This is a genomic window from Paraburkholderia sediminicola, from assembly GCF_046030555.1.
Classification (GTDB): domain Bacteria; phylum Pseudomonadota; class Gammaproteobacteria; order Burkholderiales; family Burkholderiaceae; genus Paraburkholderia; species Paraburkholderia sediminicola_E.
Genome location: NZ_JAQQCH010000026.1, coordinates 1 through 17736 on the forward strand (window position 1 = coordinate 1; position 17736 = coordinate 17736).

15 protein-coding genes are annotated in these 17736 nt (G+C 63.0%); 4 read left to right on the forward strand and 11 right to left on the reverse strand.

Annotation, left to right across the window (positions count from 1 at the left end):
* On the forward strand, positions 1-256 hold a 256-nt coding region (locus PQQ52_RS28485), incomplete at its 5' end, for a hypothetical protein (protein WP_408218903.1).
* 164 nt (positions 257-420) lie between these two features.
* Here the strand turns inward: PQQ52_RS28485 and PQQ52_RS28490 are convergent.
* The 5 genes from PQQ52_RS28490 to mprF all read right to left on the reverse strand — a co-directional run bounded on the left by PQQ52_RS28490 (position 421) and on the right by mprF (position 8465).
* Positions 421-2277, reverse strand: a complete 1857-nt coding sequence (locus PQQ52_RS28490; RefSeq protein WP_408218906.1) for a serine aminopeptidase domain-containing protein — start codon at positions 2275-2277, stop codon at positions 421-423.
* Entirely contained in the window at positions 2261-2521 is a 261-nt protein-coding gene (locus PQQ52_RS28495; RefSeq protein WP_408218909.1) for an acyl carrier protein, read from the reverse strand. Before PQQ52_RS28495 ends, PQQ52_RS28490 begins: the two co-directional genes overlap by 17 nt.
* Positions 2522-2693: 172 nt before the next feature.
* Positions 2694-4307, reverse strand: coding sequence for an amino acid adenylation domain-containing protein (locus tag PQQ52_RS28500; protein WP_408218912.1), 1614 nt, complete (start codon positions 4305-4307; stop codon positions 2694-2696).
* A 343-nt stretch (positions 4308-4650) separates the two neighbouring features.
* On the reverse strand, positions 4651-5916 hold the full coding sequence (locus PQQ52_RS28505) for a virulence factor family protein (RefSeq protein ID WP_408218915.1): 1266 nt from the start codon (positions 5914-5916) through the stop codon (positions 4651-4653).
* Entirely contained in the window at positions 5913-8465 is a 2553-nt protein-coding gene (mprF, locus tag PQQ52_RS28510; RefSeq protein ID WP_408219126.1) for a bifunctional lysylphosphatidylglycerol flippase/synthetase MprF, read from the reverse strand. The genes PQQ52_RS28505 and mprF overlap by 4 nt, the downstream gene beginning before the upstream one ends.
* A 502-nt stretch (positions 8466-8967) precedes the next feature.
* Here mprF and PQQ52_RS28515 point away from each other — a divergent pair.
* Together PQQ52_RS28515 and PQQ52_RS28520 are read left to right on the forward strand one after the other, a co-directional pair.
* Positions 8968-9102, forward strand: coding sequence for a hypothetical protein (locus PQQ52_RS28515; protein ID WP_408218918.1), 135 nt, complete (start codon positions 8968-8970; stop codon positions 9100-9102).
* A gap of 166 nt (positions 9103-9268) precedes the next feature.
* On the forward strand, positions 9269-9811 hold the full coding sequence (locus tag PQQ52_RS28520; RefSeq protein ID WP_408218921.1) for a PaaI family thioesterase: 543 nt from the start codon (positions 9269-9271) through the stop codon (positions 9809-9811).
* A gap of 33 nt (positions 9812-9844) precedes the next feature.
* On the opposite strand, the gene PQQ52_RS28525 is transcribed toward PQQ52_RS28520, so the two are convergent.
* Complete coding sequence (locus PQQ52_RS28525; protein WP_408218924.1) at positions 9845-9997, reverse strand: hypothetical protein; 153 nt, start codon at positions 9995-9997, stop codon at positions 9845-9847.
* 243 nt (positions 9998-10240) lie between these two features.
* Here PQQ52_RS28525 and PQQ52_RS28530 point away from each other — a divergent pair, with 243 nt between their 5' ends.
* Complete coding sequence (locus tag PQQ52_RS28530) at positions 10241-11638, forward strand: MFS transporter (protein ID WP_408218927.1); 1398 nt, start codon at positions 10241-10243, stop codon at positions 11636-11638.
* A gap of 69 nt (positions 11639-11707) precedes the next feature.
* On the opposite strand, the gene PQQ52_RS28535 is transcribed toward PQQ52_RS28530, so the two are convergent.
* From PQQ52_RS28535 to PQQ52_RS28555, 5 genes are all read right to left on the reverse strand, one after another.
* Positions 11708-12361 (reverse strand): glycosyltransferase family 2 protein, encoded by a 654-nt coding sequence (locus PQQ52_RS28535; RefSeq protein ID WP_408218930.1) that lies wholly within the window; start codon positions 12359-12361, stop codon positions 11708-11710.
* Positions 12358-12963 (reverse strand): class I SAM-dependent methyltransferase, encoded by a 606-nt coding sequence (locus PQQ52_RS28540; protein WP_408218933.1) that lies wholly within the window; start codon positions 12961-12963, stop codon positions 12358-12360. The genes PQQ52_RS28535 and PQQ52_RS28540 overlap by 4 nt, the downstream gene beginning before the upstream one ends.
* Positions 12964-12987: 24 nt before the next feature.
* Complete coding sequence (locus PQQ52_RS28545) at positions 12988-14157, reverse strand: acyl-CoA dehydrogenase family protein (RefSeq protein ID WP_408218936.1); 1170 nt, start codon at positions 14155-14157, stop codon at positions 12988-12990.
* A 186-nt stretch (positions 14158-14343) separates the two neighbouring features.
* On the reverse strand, positions 14344-16317 hold the full coding sequence (locus PQQ52_RS28550) for a PAS domain-containing hybrid sensor histidine kinase/response regulator (protein ID WP_408218939.1): 1974 nt from the start codon (positions 16315-16317) through the stop codon (positions 14344-14346).
* A gap of 143 nt (positions 16318-16460) precedes the next feature.
* A complete protein-coding gene (locus tag PQQ52_RS28555) occupies positions 16461-17510 on the reverse strand; it encodes an NAD(P)/FAD-dependent oxidoreductase (protein ID WP_408218941.1) in 1050 nt (349 codons plus the stop codon).
* Positions 17511-17736: the final 226 nt, after the last annotated feature.

Genomic DNA, 17736 nt, shown 5'->3' on the forward strand with positions numbered 1-17736 from the left:
CGCAACGCCACGCTGTCCGCAGGTTCCGCAACCTGATTGGGTTCGTGTAACGACAAAGCAAGCTCCTGTGCGGCAAGGGCAAATCAACAGAAAGATCACCAGGAGGCAGGCGAAAAGCGGACATAAAAAAACCCGCCTCGTGGGGCGGGTTGATGTCGCTGCTATCAGACGCGCGCTAACCCACCATTCGATGAATGGTGCTAATAATCAGCGCAATACGGATGTCGAGGCAGTTCATGCGGTTGATCTTCGTTGAGTTGGCGGCCTTTGTCAATCCCTGTTCGTTACGTCGGGCAACGTCGCCTGTGAGCCGTGCGACGGCGGCGATGTCTCGCCGTATTGCTAACCACTGCAGCAAACGGTGTAGTACCCGGCGCGGTAAAGGGAAACGCTGAGGGAGGCGCGAAGGGAACCGCAAACTCACGGTTGCGGCACTTTCACGACCCGCAAGCCAGGATTCGGCGCAACGGTTTCACGCCGCGTACTCAGCACTCTTTCGCGCAGAAACAGGTCGAACTGCGCCATCACCGCATCACGGGCAGCGCGTGAAAAGAGCGCGTGATCCACCTTGCCGACGACCTTCGCGGTGATGTTCCTCAGCTTGCCGAGCTGCGTGCCGTTCGGTCCGAAATGAATCTCCAGTTGGTCCAATCCCTCGTCGAGCGGACCGTACATCAGCGAGGTTTGCACACCCTTGCGCTCGAGTTCCAGCGCGATTCTGCGGGCCGCGCCAGCTGGCGTCGACAGCCCGAAGAGTCGCTCGAGCGCCCTGCTGGCGCGCGCGGTGATGCGCGCGCATAGGCGGCGCGCGAGTTCGGCACTGATCGCGCGGCCATTCACCTGTCCGGTCAGAAGCCGCAGCCATTTGCGTGGATTGCGCATTGCACGCCGGTAGACGACGCTCGACGCCACGTGCTGCGCGCCGGGTCGCGTTTGTGCTCCACCCCACACGAACAGCGGCGGATTGACGGCGGCGCAACCCACCACGCCGGGATGCGTGAGCGCCGTATGAATGCTCACATACGCACCTGTGCAAACGCCGAACATGACGGTTTTCGGATAGCCGGCCGCTGCTAGCCAGTCGACGCCCGAGCGAGCGTCCGAGACTGCATATTGGGCGTACACCCTATCGAGCGTCAGCGCTTCGTCGCGGCGCAGACTATCGCCGAGACCACGGAAGTCCATGCGCAGCGATGCGATGCCCTGCCCCGCGAGATGCCGCGCCATGAGCACCGCGAAACGGCCGTCGCCGATCCGGTGCACGCCGCCCGTGTTGACGAACAGTACCGCCGGCGCCCCTTCAAGCGCGCGCAATGGCTGACAGAACACCCCTGCGTAGTGCCCGCCATCGAACACCACGGGCACCTCCTGACCGTGTTCGAACTCGATCCGCGCCGTCGCTGCGCAGCCCAGCAGCTCAACCGCCGTCCCGGTCGCTGTGACCGCCTTTGCGCCCAGCCATTCGAGCACGCTGCCGAATGCCTGGGCCGGCGGCTCGCTATAGCTAGGATCGAGCAGGAACCTGCTGTACTCGCTGAAAATCTGCAGGTCAGCTTGAGCGCCCTGAGCCTGATAATGCATGGCCAGCCGCTTCAGACGCGCACTTTCGCCCAGCTCCTGCAGCAGCACACGCCGCGCGGGACATTGCGTGCCCTGCTCGAGGTCGACCTTCGCGAGCATCTCGAGTGAGTCGGGATAGAGACGGAAGCCATGCGCACCGATCGTTTCCGCGGCCTCGGCATCGAGGGTGACCCCAAGTGATTTTTGCGCACTAAGCCAGCTTTGATGCTGGATTTCCAACTCGCGGATGTAGTTCTTGCCCGAACTCAGCGGCAGGAGCAGCACGAGATTCTCGACATCGCCCAACTCTTCGGCGGCCAACGCCGCGAGCGTAGCACCCAGCCGAAGCCCGCATAAGCTCAGGCGCGTCACGCCGGTTTCGGCGCGCAGCCACGCTGCGGCTGCCTTGATGCTGTCGAGCCACACGCGCAAGCGCTGCGGGTCTTCTTCGCTACCGCTCGAATCGCCAGTGCCGGGGTAGTCGAAGCGCAGCGCGGGCATGCCGTGCGCGGCGAGCGCCTCGGCAAATTCGCGCCAGCCGTGATACGTGCACAGTGCTTCGTAGCCGAACGGATTGCATAGCAACACAGCCATTTCCGCCTGGGTGTGGACTGGTCGGTGCAACCATCCGAAACAACCGTCGAATGTTACCGGCATCATGGTGGTCGGATTCGTCATGATCTGTCGCTGCAACGCCACTTCAGGTTCGCGGCGCAAGCGATTCCTCCGGCACGAGGTGCGCAATCGTGCGCGCGAGGGATTCGATGCTCTGAAACAGATCGTGGGTAATCAGTGCGGCCGGAATTTCGATGGCGAATTTTTCTTCGATGGCCATCATTATGCGAACCGAGCCGAGCGACGACAAACCTGCCGCGTAGAGATCGTCGTGATCGACCAGCGAGTTGACCGGTACGTCGAGACAGGCAGCCTCTTGAAGAATGCTGCGCACGTAAGTTTTCATTTGATACCCCGAAAATCTGAATTTTTAGCTACAGCATCGATGCATCGATTCAAAAGCGCACACACGGATGCACCGTCATCCATGACCTGGTCCAAAACACTCGCTAACGCGAGGAAATCGTCGGCATTTCAAAACAATATTTCGTTATACCGATCATGTTCGTTCATGAAAATCAGGCGACCGCATTGCTGCTTGCACAGCATTCGGCGAGCGCCTTTCTGTCGATCTTGCCGTTCACATTGAGTGGCAACGCGTCGAGCATCACGATTCGCTGTGGTAAGGCATACACGGGCAATCGCTGACGGCACGCCTGCAGAATCTGCAACGCGCTGCCTTGCGCGTTGGTGACGAAGGCAATCAGGCCACCGGCACGGCCCGCATCGTCGACGGGCCAGGCGACCACCGCGCAAAGCGCCGCATGACTGCATGCCTGCACGACATGCTCGACTTCTTCGAGCTCGATCCGGTTGCCGCGAATCTTGATTTGCGTGTCCAGCCGCCCTTGAAACACAATGCCCTGCCCGGCTACTTCGCGTGCGGCGTCCGAGCTTCGATACCAGCGCTGCGAGCTATGACCCGGATAACTCGTCGAAACGAAGTGGCAATTGCCCGATTCGTTCGGTGACAGATAGCCCGCGGCCAACTGCGGTCCACCGATCAGCAGTTCACCGCTTTCGCCGGGTGCGACCGGCGTAAGCGCGGCGTCGACGATCAACAACTCCATCCCGGGCAATGCGGCCCCGAGTGGCATGACCGCATGCTGCGGGTCGTCCGCAAATTCCGGTGTGACTTCGAAAGCGGCACAGGCCACCGTCGTTTCGGTCGGCCCGTACATATTCAGCACACGGCTGTTCGGCGCGGCGCGCAACCACGCCTGTACCAGCAAACGCGGTAACGGCTCACCGCCGAACTGGGTGACACGCACGCTCGGAAATTCGTTCGCCGCCAGTTTGCGAAACTGCTGCATGAAGCCGGCCACCGAAGGCACGCTGCTCCAGTGGGTGATCGCATGTTCCTTGATGAATGCCGCGTTGTAGATCGGCTCGACGGTCTTCGGCACATACAGACAGCCGCCGTTTGCCCAGCACACGAACATATCGTGTACCGACGGATCGAAGGTGAGCTCGCATAATTGCGCGTAGCGCGCGCGAGGAACCCTGCCCAGCAATTGCAGCTGCCCTGTCACGTAAGCGTTGGCGTTGGCGTGCGAGATCGGTACGCCTTTGGGTGCGCCGGTCGAACCGGACGTGAAGAGAATGTAGGCCAGATCGTGCGGTGCGCGTAACGCAGGCGCTTTTGCAACAGATGAGTCCGGATGGAGCCTGCCCCGCGCACCGGCGGCAGAGACTGACGCCGCGCTCGTCCCCTGGACATCTTCAGCGGCCTGCACGCCTTCACCATCGAGCAGCAAAATCCGTGGGCAGTCGTCGAGCAGCGACAACGCTTCTTCGAGTAAGGCCGTGCAACGCCGATCGACCACCAGCAGCGGCGCGCCCGACTGTTCGATCACAGCCGCAATGCGCGCGGCGGGCACATTGGCATTGAGCGGCACATAAGCGAAACCGGCCTTCAGTATCCCCAGCAGACCGGCGTAGGCGGCCACGCTGCGATGTGCAAACAACAGGCAGCGCCCCGGGCGGCCGGCCGGCATTGCGTCTGCCAGACTGGCTGCAATCCGGCGCGCCCGCGATGCGATCTCACCGTAGTAATAGAGGCGTTCATCGACCCATAGCGCGGGACTATCCGGCTCGCTCGCGGCAGTGTCGAAGAAGAAGGAGTCCAGCATTGACAGCCTCAGTCCGTTGGGCATTGAACCGGCACGCGCATCGGCCTATCCGGACGGGCGCGAGAACAACTGCCGGTCATGCCGAAAGCACGCCGCGGGGCAGCAGAGCTACCCGGTGGCGCGCTGCGTTGTAGCAGAAGAGTTTCAAGAAAGATCCGCGGACGACACTGAGGAGTAGCAGTGTTCTCACGCGATATCGCGTGGGAACACTGTCGTCCAGGGCTTCGTAAGGATCATAGAATCCGGCAGAGCCGGTATATGTGCGATACCGCTCTCAACAGACGAATGAGGGTATGCAGGACAGACGCGCCGCTGCTCCGGCGACGCGCTTCAAACAGATGTGCTAATCACGCACGCCGCTTTGCTTCCTGAAGGCGTCCAGCATGCGCCGCTCCAGCGCGTTGTAATCGCGGCCGAAGTGATGATCGCCCGACGTGCGAATTACCGTGATGCCGGTGTTGGTAAGCGCCGGGCACAGCGTGTCTTTCTCGTTCTCACCATAGAAGCACTGCACGATTGCGGGCGGTACGCGCGTCAATTCCGGCTGTACCTTCAAGGCTTTATCGCTCGCCGGCATACCGAGCCAGCCACCCACGCGGATCTGGAAATCGGCATCCGGCGCGAAGCCGAGCAGCGCAATCAGCGACACTTTCGCGCGCAGCGCTTCAGGCAGGCGGTTATACGCGAACGGCATCACGTCGGCGCCAAACGAATAGCCGACGAGCGCAATGTGTTCCGCATGCCAGCGCGCCCCGTAGGTTTGCATAATGCGCGCCAGATCGCGGCTCGTCTGCGCCGGCGTCTTTTCGCTCCAGAAATAGCGCAGGCTGTCCACACCGACTACCGAGACGCCGTCTTTCTGCAAGGCGAGCGAGATGGTCTTGTCGAGATCGCGCCAGCCGCCGTCGCCGGAAATCACGATCGCCATGAGACCGTTCAGATGCGCGGCCGGCAATTCGATCAGCGGCAGGTCGGAGACGTCGTCATCATTCGTCGACGCCGTTTGCAAATGCGGCGTGACCATGGCAACGAGTCGCGTGCGATCGCCGTTGCCGGGCGTCGCCTTTTCGACGAAGCCAGGCACCTTGTCGCGGATGATCGTCGGGTCCGGCGGGCACGGTTGAAAGCGCGGATCCAGATCGCGCTCCGCATCCACCGAGACCGCGCCGGCAACCGTATTCGACGGTGCCTGTTCAAGCACATGCATCGCGAGCGTCGCGCCCTGCCCCGTCCCGGCGACGATCGGCGCGAAATAGCGGCTCGATTGCGATTGCCGTTCGAGTTGATGGCTCAAGGCCTCAGCATCGCCCACCAGTTGATGACAGGCTTCTTTTTTCGCACTGAGGTTGGCCACATAGCGGGCCGTATCCACACCTACGGTCAACGCGCCGGCCTTGGCGAGCGCATCGGCGGTTTGCTGGTCGGCTGCGCTCCAGCCGGTTGCCGGCGAGTAAAGCACCACGAAACCGCGCAAGGGTCCGGCCGGCTGGGTCACCGTCACGTCGCCATAACGGCCGCCGGACACGGTAGTGGTCGCAGCAAAGGCAGCCGCGCTGCCAATAACGAGGCTCGCCGCAGCGGCGAGCCTGAAAAACGAATGCAATGTCATGAACGCCGGCCTCCTGCCAGCAATGACAGGTCCGCGAGCGTGAAAAACACCCCCATCGAACCCGACGCCGCGAGATAGCGCGGCTCCCAATGCGGCTGGAACTTACTCTTGAAAGCGCGCAGTCCGCGGAAGTTATAGAAGTGGCCACCGAAGCGCCACACGATACCCGCCAACCGATGCCAGCGCGACGCGAGTGGCGTCGGCTGCATGCCGGAGAGCGGTGCGATGCCGAGACTGAGCGAGCGGAACCCTGCCTGCTTCAGATGCAACGCCAGTTGGGTGAACAGATATTCCATCGCATACGGCGACGCGCTTTCCACGTGCCGCATTACGCCGACCGTCGCTTCGGTGTTCATGTCGGTCGTCATGAAAGTCACAAAAGCGGCCGGCTCGCCGTTCTGGCGTACCAGCATCACGGATTGCGCGGCAAGGTATTCGTCGGTAAACGCGGCCACTGAAAAGCTCTTTTCACGCGCGTCGCGGCTATCGAGCCAGCCGTCGGAAATCTCGCGCAGCGTTTCGAGCGACGCCGGCACATCGGCCTGATCGATCACTTCGACGGTAAAGCCATCACGCTCGCCACGTTTGAGCGCATAGCGAAGATGCGCGCGATGCGAGCCCTTCAGGTCGAAATCGTCGAGCACCACGTGGGCTTCTTCGCCGAGCTTCATTAGCGTGAGGCCGGCGTCGAGATAGAGCGGCAGGGCGTTGGCGCGCACCTGATAGAACGCCGCACGGCCGCCGTGCGCATGCGCGAGCGCGACGAACTTGCTGATCAAACCGGCCCACTCCTCGCGCGGTCCGACCGGATCGTGAAGCGCGGCCCACGTGCGGCCATTTTTCGCGTACATCAGGAAGGCTTGGCGCGACTCGGAAAAGAGAAAGCTCTTGTCGCCCATCAGGGCGAGACCGGCGTCGCTACGCTCCTGGGCGCGTACGATGCGCGCCGCGTCCCGCAAATCTTGCGGCGCGGGCATGACGAATCGGCCCGCCGCCGGACGCAGCAACTGCCAGAAAGAAAACGTGGCGGCGAACAGACTCGCGGCCAGCGTCGCGCGCAGCGCCCGCGGCGCGCGTTCGTCGAAAGCGAATTGCCACCACAGGTCTTGCGTATACGGCACGTCGCGAAACGCAAACAGCATGACCCACACGGCCAGCATCAGCACCATCGCCACCGACACCAGCCAGCCCGCCGTAAAGCGCTCGGCGAACAGCGACGAATGACGGTTGAAACGGCGACGCGTGGACAGCAGCAGCGCGATCAGCATGCCGAGCACGCCCGCTTCCACGAACGCAAGCCCTTTGGTCAGCGACAGCGCGAGGCTTAACACCGCCAGCAGCAAGGTCACCCACCACGCGGCATCCAGACGCCGCAGCAAACCGCGCGCGACGAACAACAGCAGCACGCCGAGCACGCTGCACAACATCTGCGAGCTTTCGAGCACCCACAGCGGCAGCACGTCACGCAGAATCAGAATGCGTTGCCAGAACGCCGGCGTCGCGCTGGAAATCACCAGCATGCCGCCGACCACGAACGTGACAAGGCTCAGAAACAGCGGCGCGAGTTTGTACGCGCCCGCCGCATGACGCAGCGGCAAACGGCTTTTCAGCGCGCGGCCTTCGAAACCGGCGAGTAGCGCCGCCGAGACGATCAACGGGACGCCAAAGTAAATCGCACGATAGGCGAGCAGCGCCGCGACCATCTGATGCGTTTCCACGCTGCCGTTCAGCGTGAACACCATCGCTGCTTCGAACACGCCGACGCCGCCAGGCGTGTGGCCGATCATGCCGAGCAGCATCGCGGCGGCATAGACGGTGATGAAGGTCACGAAGCCGACGTCCGCATGTGGCAGCAGCGCCCACAACGCGAGACCCGCGGCCACCACGTCGAGCACGGCGAGGGCCACTTGCGCGACCAGGTCGCGACGCGCCGGGATATCGAACGACAACCATTGCCAGCGTGTGCGGATCGGGCGTGTGTCGGGACGGCAGGCGGCCGCCCCGAGTCCGAGCGCGACGAGCAGCGCCGCGCCGCTCCAGCGCAGCGTGGGCGGCGCGAGATGCAGCATCGTCGCGAGACGGTCGGCGAGGCACACCATGCCGAGCGCCGTCATCAGCACCAGCGCGAGCGCCAGCGAAACACTCGTAAAAACCGTCATGCGGCCGATCTGTGCGGGTGTGACGTTCGACACGCCGTACACGCGGGCGCGCACGGCGCCCCCCGTCAACGCGCCGAAGCCAGTCGCATTGCCGAGCGCCGAGCCCGCGGTCGCACCGATCCACAGCGCCGCGCGCGGCACTGCCGCGCCCAGGTAGCGCAAGCCGACCGCGTCGCGGCCGACCAGCGCGATATAGCTGAGCGTGGTCGCGCCGAGCGCAGCAGCCCACTCGCCCGCCGTCAGGTGACGCAGTTGGCGCATAACCGAGCGATAGTCGACCGCTTGCGAGAGATGTTGCAAGACGAGCAGCAGCAGCCCGCAAATGACGAGCGCGAGCACGGGCGAGAGAACGCTTCGCTTGCCAAGTGTCTTCGATGCACGGACGAACATCGCGCCTAGCAGGTCGAATTTATTGTTATAGCGGTGGAACATGGTCAATGCGGGCCTTGCGTAGAGCTGTCGCGGCGACGGGTCGTCTGCCACGGCGTCGCCTTACTTCGGCGATTACAAATGGATAACGGCAAAGCGTTAAAAAGGTTGACAGTGTTAGTCAAGGTCAACCAATTTGTCGGGTTTTAACCTGGACCGGCAATTGACGTAGAACGCGTTGCGCGGCGTGACAGAGCAATATGCGTCGATAAAACGGTCGATATTGCCGATTGACTTGCCGTGCTGATGAGGACCGCTGCGCTCGACAAGGGGTCGGATTTTAAACGTTTATTGAAGATTCGGAGATAAAGATTCGGTATCGCGTGAGTCGTGCAGGATCGCGCACCGTTTTAAAGGACGACTGACTCCATCAAGGTTTCTGCTTCGCGTGCCGTAATTGAGAGCAAGGGCACGGCGAAATGTTGAATCTCTCCGCGCGAAAACCGGTACTTGAAGGGGAACGATGATGGCAGATCAGGATTGGGTGATGGCCGGTATCTATCTGGTGGCGCTGGTGTCGACAGCGATTTTGATGAGCGCGCTATCCGCGCGAACGGCCAAAGTGCAGCGCGCCGTGGCGTCACGTACCCGCCAATAACGCACGAGCCGGCACGGACAATCCGAACCCCACTGTGAACGGCACGGGCGCCGCGCGTGCCTGCGATCCAGAGGGGGCCCTCCAGCGCCCTGAGACGGTTTGATGCTCTAATCGATGACGATGCATCGATTCCGAAGCATGCTTGCCTCAGGACAGGAGACACGGATTGACGAACGAACAACAGCTCGAGCGCTGGCTCGCACGCGAGCAGGAAGTATTGGCGATACTTAACGCCGGCCCGGGCCCTGGCGTTGCGCGCCCAGAACAGGTGGCGGGCAAGACCGGCCTGGAAGTCATGCAGGCAATGATGAACGCGGAACTGCCCTACGCCGCGATCGCGCGCACACTCAACTTTACGATCGTCGAAGTCAGTGCGGGACAGGCGGTGTTTCAGGGCACCCCGCTCGCGCAGCATCTGAATCCACTGGGCACCGTGCATGGCGGCTGGATCGCCACCCTGCTCGATTCCGCACTAGGCTGCTCGGTGCATACCTTGATGCCGCCAGGCCGTGCCTACACCACCGCCGAGCTAAGCGTGAATTACGTGAAAGCCGTGACGCCGCGCGTGCAACGCGTGCGTGCCGAGGGCAAGGTGATTCATTGCGGACGGCAACTGGCGACGGCGGAAGCTCGCCTTGTCGGCCCCGACGGCACGCTCTATGCGCATGCCACGACGACCTGTCTGGTGTTCGAGATTCCTAGCCGGTGACACACCAGCTATTTGACTAGCTGACTAGCCCGTTTACTGCGGACGACGGTGCGCTTCAGCGATCACCGCGCAGTTTTGCAGATGCAGATTGAGCGCATGCAGAGCCAGTGCGCGGATCTTGCCCAGCCACGTGGTGTTAGCAGCGTTAGCAGTGCGGGCGGTAGCGACGTTGGAAGCAGTGTTCATGGTGGACTCCTGTATAGGGTTTATACCTAGGCAATAACCCGATTATAGCCGTCTCATGCCGCGCCGCAACAAATATCAATAATGTCCTCCGGGTGTTGTGCGACGGTCACATCCGGAACCCGACCAATCTCGAAAAAGGGAAGCATCAGCCGCGCGCTATTAACCATCCGCACCGTACAGGTGCAATAATGGCCCCTTTGCCTGCGGCTCTCTGCCGCAGGCCGATCGCCCGCCCGCGCTCCCATGACCGTCGTCCAGAAAGCCCTGATTGCGCCCCTTATCGTCGCATGTGCGATGTTCATGGAAAGCGTCGATGCGAACGTGATCGTCACCGCGTTGCCCGCCATGGCACGCGACTTCGGGCGCGATCCGGTCACGCTGAAAATCGCGGTGACGAGCTATGTACTCGGTCTCGGCGTGTTCATCCCGGTATGCGGCTGGCTCGCGGACCGCTTCGGCGCGCGCACGATTTTCCGCACCGCGATCGGCATCTTCGTGACCGGCTCACTCTTGTGCGCTGCGTCGAACTCGCTGGCCACCTTCACCCTCGCTCGTTTTGTGCAGGGCGTCGGCGGCGCGATGATGGTCCCGGTTGGGCGGATCATCATCTTCCGCGTGGTCCACAAGTCCGACTTCATTCGCGCGATGAACTATCTGAGCGTTCCCGCGATGCTCGGACCGGCCGCCGGGCCGCTGCTCGGCGGCTTCATCACGACCTATCTGCACTGGCGTCTGATCTTCTTCATCAACGTGCCGATCGGCATTCTCGGCATCTATCTGACCAACCGGCACATCGCCAATACGCGCGAACCGGACCCCGGGCCACTCGACTGGATCGGTTTTTTTCTGTCGGCAGCGGGCGCGGTGCTGCTTCTGCTCGGACTGTCGCTAGTCGGTGGTGAACTCATGTCGAATCGGGACGCGTTCGGCATGTGCGCGAGCGGCGCAGTGCTGCTCGTGGGCTACGTCCTGTACGCGCAACGCGTCAAACTCCCCTTGCTCGATCTGCGCTTTTTCAAGGTACCGACGTTTCAGGCGAGCGTGCTCGGCGGCTCGCTGTTTCGCATCGGCCTCGGGGCGTTGCCGTTTCTGCTGCCGCTGATGCTGCAGGAGGGACACGGCATGAGCGCGTTCGAGTCCGGCCTGATTACCTGTGCGTCCGCGTTCGGCGGCATGTTCATGCGTACGGTCGCTTCGCGCGTGCTGCATCGCTTCGGTTTCCGTTCGGTGCTGGTGGTGAACGCGGCGCTGTCGGGCATTTCCATCGCGGCGTGCGGACTGTTTTTCCCCGGCACGCCGACCTGGATCATCTGGTTCGTCGTGTTGCTCGGCGGTTTCTTCCCCGCGCTGCAGTTCACGAGTCTCAACTCGCTGACTTACGCGGAAATCGCCAGCCGCGACGTGGGCCGCGCGACGAGTCTCGGCAGCGTCGTGCAGCAGATGTCGCTCGGCCTCGGCGTGACCGTGGGCGGTATCGTGCTGCAGATTTCGCGCGTGCTGCATGGACATCCGAGCATCATGTGGTCGGATTTCTGGCCCGCGTTCCTGGTGGTGGGCTTGTGCTCGTTCGCGTCGATCCCCGTAACGCTGCGCATGCCGCATCGCGCCGGTGAAGAGATCGCGCGAGGCGGTCGCGGGTAAAGTGCCGCCCCGTCGATTCTTCTATCGGATCAGCGCCGACCATCAAGCGGACTGCGGCCGCCGGCCGCATTAGCCAGCCGCCCATGCGGCGAGCGTGTCGCCGAAACCACCGCGTGCGCGGCTCATCGTGCGCGCGCTGGTGATCACGCGCGGGGCGGCGCTCCACGCGATGCGGGCACCCGTCGCGATCAACCGGTCGACGAGCGCGACGTCTTCGCTGCACGTGAGGGGTGGGAAACCGCCGGCCCGTCGATACGCGTCGGCCGAGACGCCGAGATTCGCGCCGTGCACGTGTCGATGACCGTCCGCGTCCACATAGGTCTTGCGAAAATATTCGCGCACGCTGTGCGGATGAGCACTCCACTCGTCGACGGCAATCGAGCCGCACACCGCATCTGCGTCCAGCGACAACTGCGCGACCAGCCAACCTGGCGACACGCGGCTGTCGGCGTCGGTGAAGGCAAGCCAGCGGGCGCCGTCCGCCAGCAACAGGTCAGCCCCCGTCGCCCGCGCGATGCCGACATTGCGCGCCTTCAGGCTCAGCGTCTCGACGCCGTAAGCGCGCGCGATCGCGCCGGAAAAATCGCTGCAGGCATCGAGCACGATGACGATCCGCACCGCTTCGCCGGCCAGACCATCGTGCCGCGAGGCTTCGATCAACGCGGCAAGACACGGCGCCAGCAACGCCTCTTCGTTATGCGCCGGAACGACCACGCCGATCATCGGAGCCCCTCGCGTTGCGCCACCGAACGCGCATCGCGCGACCATACGTCGATCAACAGATCGGCTTCGTCGTGATGCGCGAGACGCGAAAGGCCGCAGCGCGCATCGAACAACGCGTGGGCGGTGTCGGCGCTCTCCAGCGCCTCGGCAAACGGACGGCGCCAGTGGCACGCGAGCAGCGTGCCGTCCGGCGTGAGCGATGCTGCGATTCGCGCGGCCAGCGTCTCGAGGTCGGCTGCATCGAGATAGTAGGCAAATTCGCTGATCACGATCAGGTCGAACGGTCCCGCCTCGGTCGGCCATTCGTGCGGCACCGTGCGTTGTTCAACGCGGACCTGCGGCATATCGGCAACACGTTCGCGTGCAAGACGCACCGCTGTTTCGTGCAGATCGGCGGCGAGCAGCGCGTCGCAACGGGTCGCCAGTTCGGCTGTCAGTTCGCCAATCGCGCAGCCCGGCTCGAACGCGTTGAGATAGCGGGGACGCGGCAGCAGTGCGAGCGTGAGCGAGCGCTTGCGGCGCTCGTACCAGCCTTCGCGCAGATTCCACGGGTCGTCGCTGCTTGTGTAGAGTTCGTTGAAGTACGCCGCTGTCGAAGACATATCAGCAGCCCTCCCTGTCGTGCATCAGAGCATCCACGGCGCACCTCCGGCAGCGGCGTTGCAGTCGAACTTTGCCTTGACGGTCAACTCGCCGAGTGCGGCAAGATCGCGTTCGGCATGGCTCTGCCGCAAGAACACCGGCAGGTCGGCCAGCGCACGGGCAAAGTGCGCATCGCGGCACAGCGGACCGGCGCCGAGCGAGCGCGTCGCATGACTCATCACCGCAGTTGCCGCTTCTTCAACGACGAGGCGCGCGCGCATGGCTGCTCGCTGCGAATCGGCTCGCGGGTTCGCGTCGATATGAGCGGCGGTTTCGCGCAGCACCGCGGCGGCGCTTGCTAACGCAACATCGACCGCGCCAAGGTGGGCGTTGCGATGCGCGTCGGCGCGTTGGGTGGACGCCGCACGCAGCCTCCGGCCGATCTGCGCGGCGGCGCCATACCAGCACGCGGCAATGCCAGCACCGCCATGCCAGAAACCAGGCCGGCGCACATATGCATGCGCCGCACCCACGAGCGTGGCCGGCGTCTGATCGAAGGTGACGTCAGCGCTCGCCGTGGACTGCATGCCGACCGCTTGCCACGTCGACAGGTCGATCGAAATCGACGCGTGATCCATCGCGACGGCAGCCAGCACCGGTTCGTCGTCAAGCCATGCGGTGACGAGCGCGTGACTGACTACGCCCGCTCCCGAACACCAGGCTTTCGTGCCGCTTAGCTGCAGTTGCCCGGCATTACCGGGACGCACCTCACGCCGGCTGGCCCGAACACGCGCATCAGGCGGCTCCGCGGCCCACACGCCCCAACGACTGTCAGGGGACGGCGTGGGGCCACGCAACTCGGCGAGAATCGCCAGCGCATCGGTATGCCCTTCGAACAGTTTGACGAGACCGAGATCGCACGCCGCAACCGCGGCGAGAGCACGCCATCGCGCCAGCGTCTGCCCCTGCCCGGGCAATGGCATGAAGGGCAAACGGTCGTAGCCCTGTTCGACCAGCGTGCGCAGAACATCGCCCAGCGCGGCGGGATCGGCCGCATCGAAACGCGTGTCATGCAGAAAATCTTCGAGCGGCCTGGCGGAGCGCACAGCCTGCTGCGCGACAGGTGCCGCATGAGGATCGCGAGTGTGGATTCTGCTGACTTTTTCCGGCCGCCGCGCACTCACGCCGGCCGCACGATCACGCGTATCGAGCATTGCGCCTCCCTGGAACTGTTCGATCTAGGCGCGCGGACTTTCGATAGCCGCAGCGCGTGCAGACAAACAGCAAGCGGCGTGCCTCAGGCATCGAACGCCTGGAGGCACGCAATGGTTCAGGGGATAGAGCGCGCTGAGGATCGCGGCATGCAGCGCCGCGGGTTGAAGGAAGCTCGCCTGGGACCGTTAGCCGGCACCGTGCTGCTGGCGCCGGGCCTCCGCCTGCGCCAGCAACGCGTCGAACAACGCGAGTTCCACTGGCTTGACGAGATGGGCGTCAAAACCGGCCGCCCGCGTCTGTTCGCGATCGCTTGCATGACCGAAGCCCGTCATGGCGGCGAACACGGTACGGGCCAGCGCGGGCATTTCGCGCAACGCCGCCAGCGTCGCGTAACCGTCCATTTTTGGCATGGCAAGGTCGATCAGTGCAACATGGGGCGCGAGGCGCGGCGCGGCTTCGAGCGCCTGCGCGCCGTCGTAGGCAATGCGGACTTCGTGGCCTTTGAGTTGGAGCAGCATGGCGAGGCTGTCGGCGGAGTCCCGATTGTCGTCCACCAGCAGGATACGCAACGGCGACACCGCGTTTGCCGCAGCATCAGCCTGATCGGACTGACTTTCGGCGGGCGCCTCGGCCAACGGCAGACTGAGCGTGAACGAACTGCCACAGCCTTCTCCCTCGCTGCTCGCGATGATGCTGCCGCCATGCAGTTCAACCAGCGATTTGCACAATGTGAGGCCGATGCCGAGGCCCCCTTCGCCGGCGCTCTGCTTATCTTTCTCCTGGACGAATAACTCGAAGATCGCATCGAGCGAACGTACGGAAATGCCGCGGCCATGGTCCCGCACTTCCAGCACAGCCATGCGATGATTGAGACGTCCGAAGATCTCGATGCGGCTATTGAACGGCGAAAACTTCGATGCGTTGTGCAACAGGTTTTGCAGCACCTGCACGAGCCGCGTCGTATCGCCGTCGACGATAAGCGGGTCGGCCGGCATGTGTTGCACCACACTCTGCTCGCGTGCATCGGTGAACGGCCGCGCGGCTTCGATCGCGCGCACCACCACTTCGGCCAGATCGACGCGCGCGACGCGCAAATCGACCTTATCCGACATGATGCGGCCGACGTCGAGCAGATCGTCGACCAGACGTGTGAGATGGGTGACCTGACGGTCGATCATATCGCGCGAGCGCGCCAACGTCGGACTCAATCCCGCTTCGAGTTGCATCACCCCAACCGCGTTGCGCACCGGCGCCAGCGGATTGCGCAACTCGTGGGCGAGGGTCGCGAGAAATCTGCGCATGCGCTCGCCGGAGCGCTCCAGTTCTTCGCGTTCACGGCGCTCAGTCAGGTCGCGGGTGACCTTCGCGAAACCGCGCAGCTGGTTCGATTCGTCATACATGGCGGTGATGTTGACGTTGGCCCAGAAGGTCGTGCCGTCCTTGCGCACGCGCCAGCCCTCGTCTTCGACATGGCCGATCTGCTTCGCGATCGCCAGCTCGCGCACCGGTTTGCCGGCCGCCACGTCTTCGGGCGGATAGAAAGTCGAAAAATGCCGGCCGATGATTTCGTCGCGCGTATAGCCTTTGATGCGCGCGGCGCCCGCGTTCCAACTCACAATACAGCCATCCGGATCGAGCATGAAAATCGCGTAGTCTTTCACGCTGTCGACCAGCAGACGGAAGCGCTCCTCGCTTCGCCGCAATGCTTCCAGATACTCGCGCTGCGCGGTCAGATCGCGGGTAATCTTGGCGAAACCGGTCAGCAGCCCAGCCTCATTGCGCACCGCCGTGATGACCACATTCGACCAGAAGGTCGTGCCGTCTTTGCGAATCCGCCAGCCTTCGTCCTCGAAGCGGCCGGTAAGCGCGGCCTGTTGCAACTCGTAAGCCGGCCAGCCACGCTGCACGGCTTCGTCAGTGTAAAAACGGGAGAAGTGCGCGCCGATGATCTCGTGTGCCGCGTAGCCGTTCAGCTTCTGCGCACCGGCATTCCAGCTGACGATATGCCCGGTCGGGTCCAGCAGGAAGATTGCGTAATCCTCGATCGACTGGACCAGCGCCCAGTAATCGACCTCCAAGGGTGTGTTCGCACGGAGCGCAGGCGGCTCCTGAGCGGACCCGCCGTGACCGCTTGCGGAAGCGGCGCCTGTCTTGTTCATAGTGGGAAGAATCAAGTGGTTTGCCCAAAAGCATACACCGGCCTGTCTTCATATCCTCCTTGTTGTCCAACGTTACCCATTCGACAACTGAAAACGCCGTTTTGCCACCCCGTGCGCAGCAAACCCGGTACCTTGCAGGACCCTTAACCCGCCGCCCCGACCTTTTCCGCCAGCTTCGCGTCATAACTGGAATGGACATGGACCCGTTTCTTCTCCGGAAACGCATACGTATACGCCTTGCGTAGCGCTAACGATGCCTCATGAAAACCGGACAGAATCAGTTTCTGCTTGTTCGGATAGTTGGCAATGTCGCCGACCGCGAAAATGCCGGGCCGCGAGCTTTCGTAGTTGGACGTATCTACATCGACGCGACCGCCGTGGGTCGACAGATTCCATTTCGCGATCGGTCCAAGATCGGCGACCAGACCGTACAGCACGACGAGTTGCTCCGCTTCGAGCTGCGTTTCGCCTTCGATATGCCGCAGCGCGATCGATTTCAACGTATCGTCCTCGACACCAAGCCCCGAAATCGCGCCGACTATAAAGTCCATCTCGCCCGCCTCGACCGCCCGCCGCATCGACGCCACGCTCGAATCCGCCGCACTGAAGCCGTTGCGACGATGCACCAGCGTCACGCGCCGCGCGACCTGGCGCAATGCCAGCGCCCAGTCGAGCGCGGAATCTCCGCCGCCGGCCACCACCACCGTCTTGCCTGCGAAATCCGCGAGACGTGGCACGCTGTAGTGCACATGGCGCGACTCCAGCGGCACGGCTTCGGCCAGCGCCAGTTTTTGCGGGACGAACGCACCATTCCCGGCGGCTAGCAGAATCGCCGCCACATCGAATATGAGCCCGCGGTCCGTGCACACAGTCCAGCGCCCGTCGTCGCGCTGCTCGACCGACTCGACTCTCTGCTCGAGATGGATCGGCACATCGAACGGCTTGCATTGCGCCATCAAACGCTCGACCAGCTCGCGCGCGGTACATGACGGAATCGCGGGAATATCGTAGATCGGCTTGTCCGGATAGAGCTCCGTGCACTGCCCGCCGATCTTGTCGAGCGCATCGACAATCTGGCATGACAGGCCGATCACGCCCGCTTCGAAAGCGGCAAAGAGACCCACGGGGCCCGCGCCGATGATCAGAACATCGGAGCGAACCGGTTGCGAAAGCTGGTCTGCGGGGAGCGTCATTCGGGATCTCTTCTCGTCTGATAGGTCAATGAGACCCACCATACAGAATCGATCGAAACCCGGCAACGATGCCATTACAGGCGGTAAGGACGCTAGAGTCGCGGTCGTCCCCCGGTTTCGCCGATGGCCGGCAAGGACCTCTTTGAATAGATTAAATTTATGGAACTATAAAAAAACAACATTATTTTTATAGCCGGTGACTTCGTATAGTCGAGCCCAGTTCGAA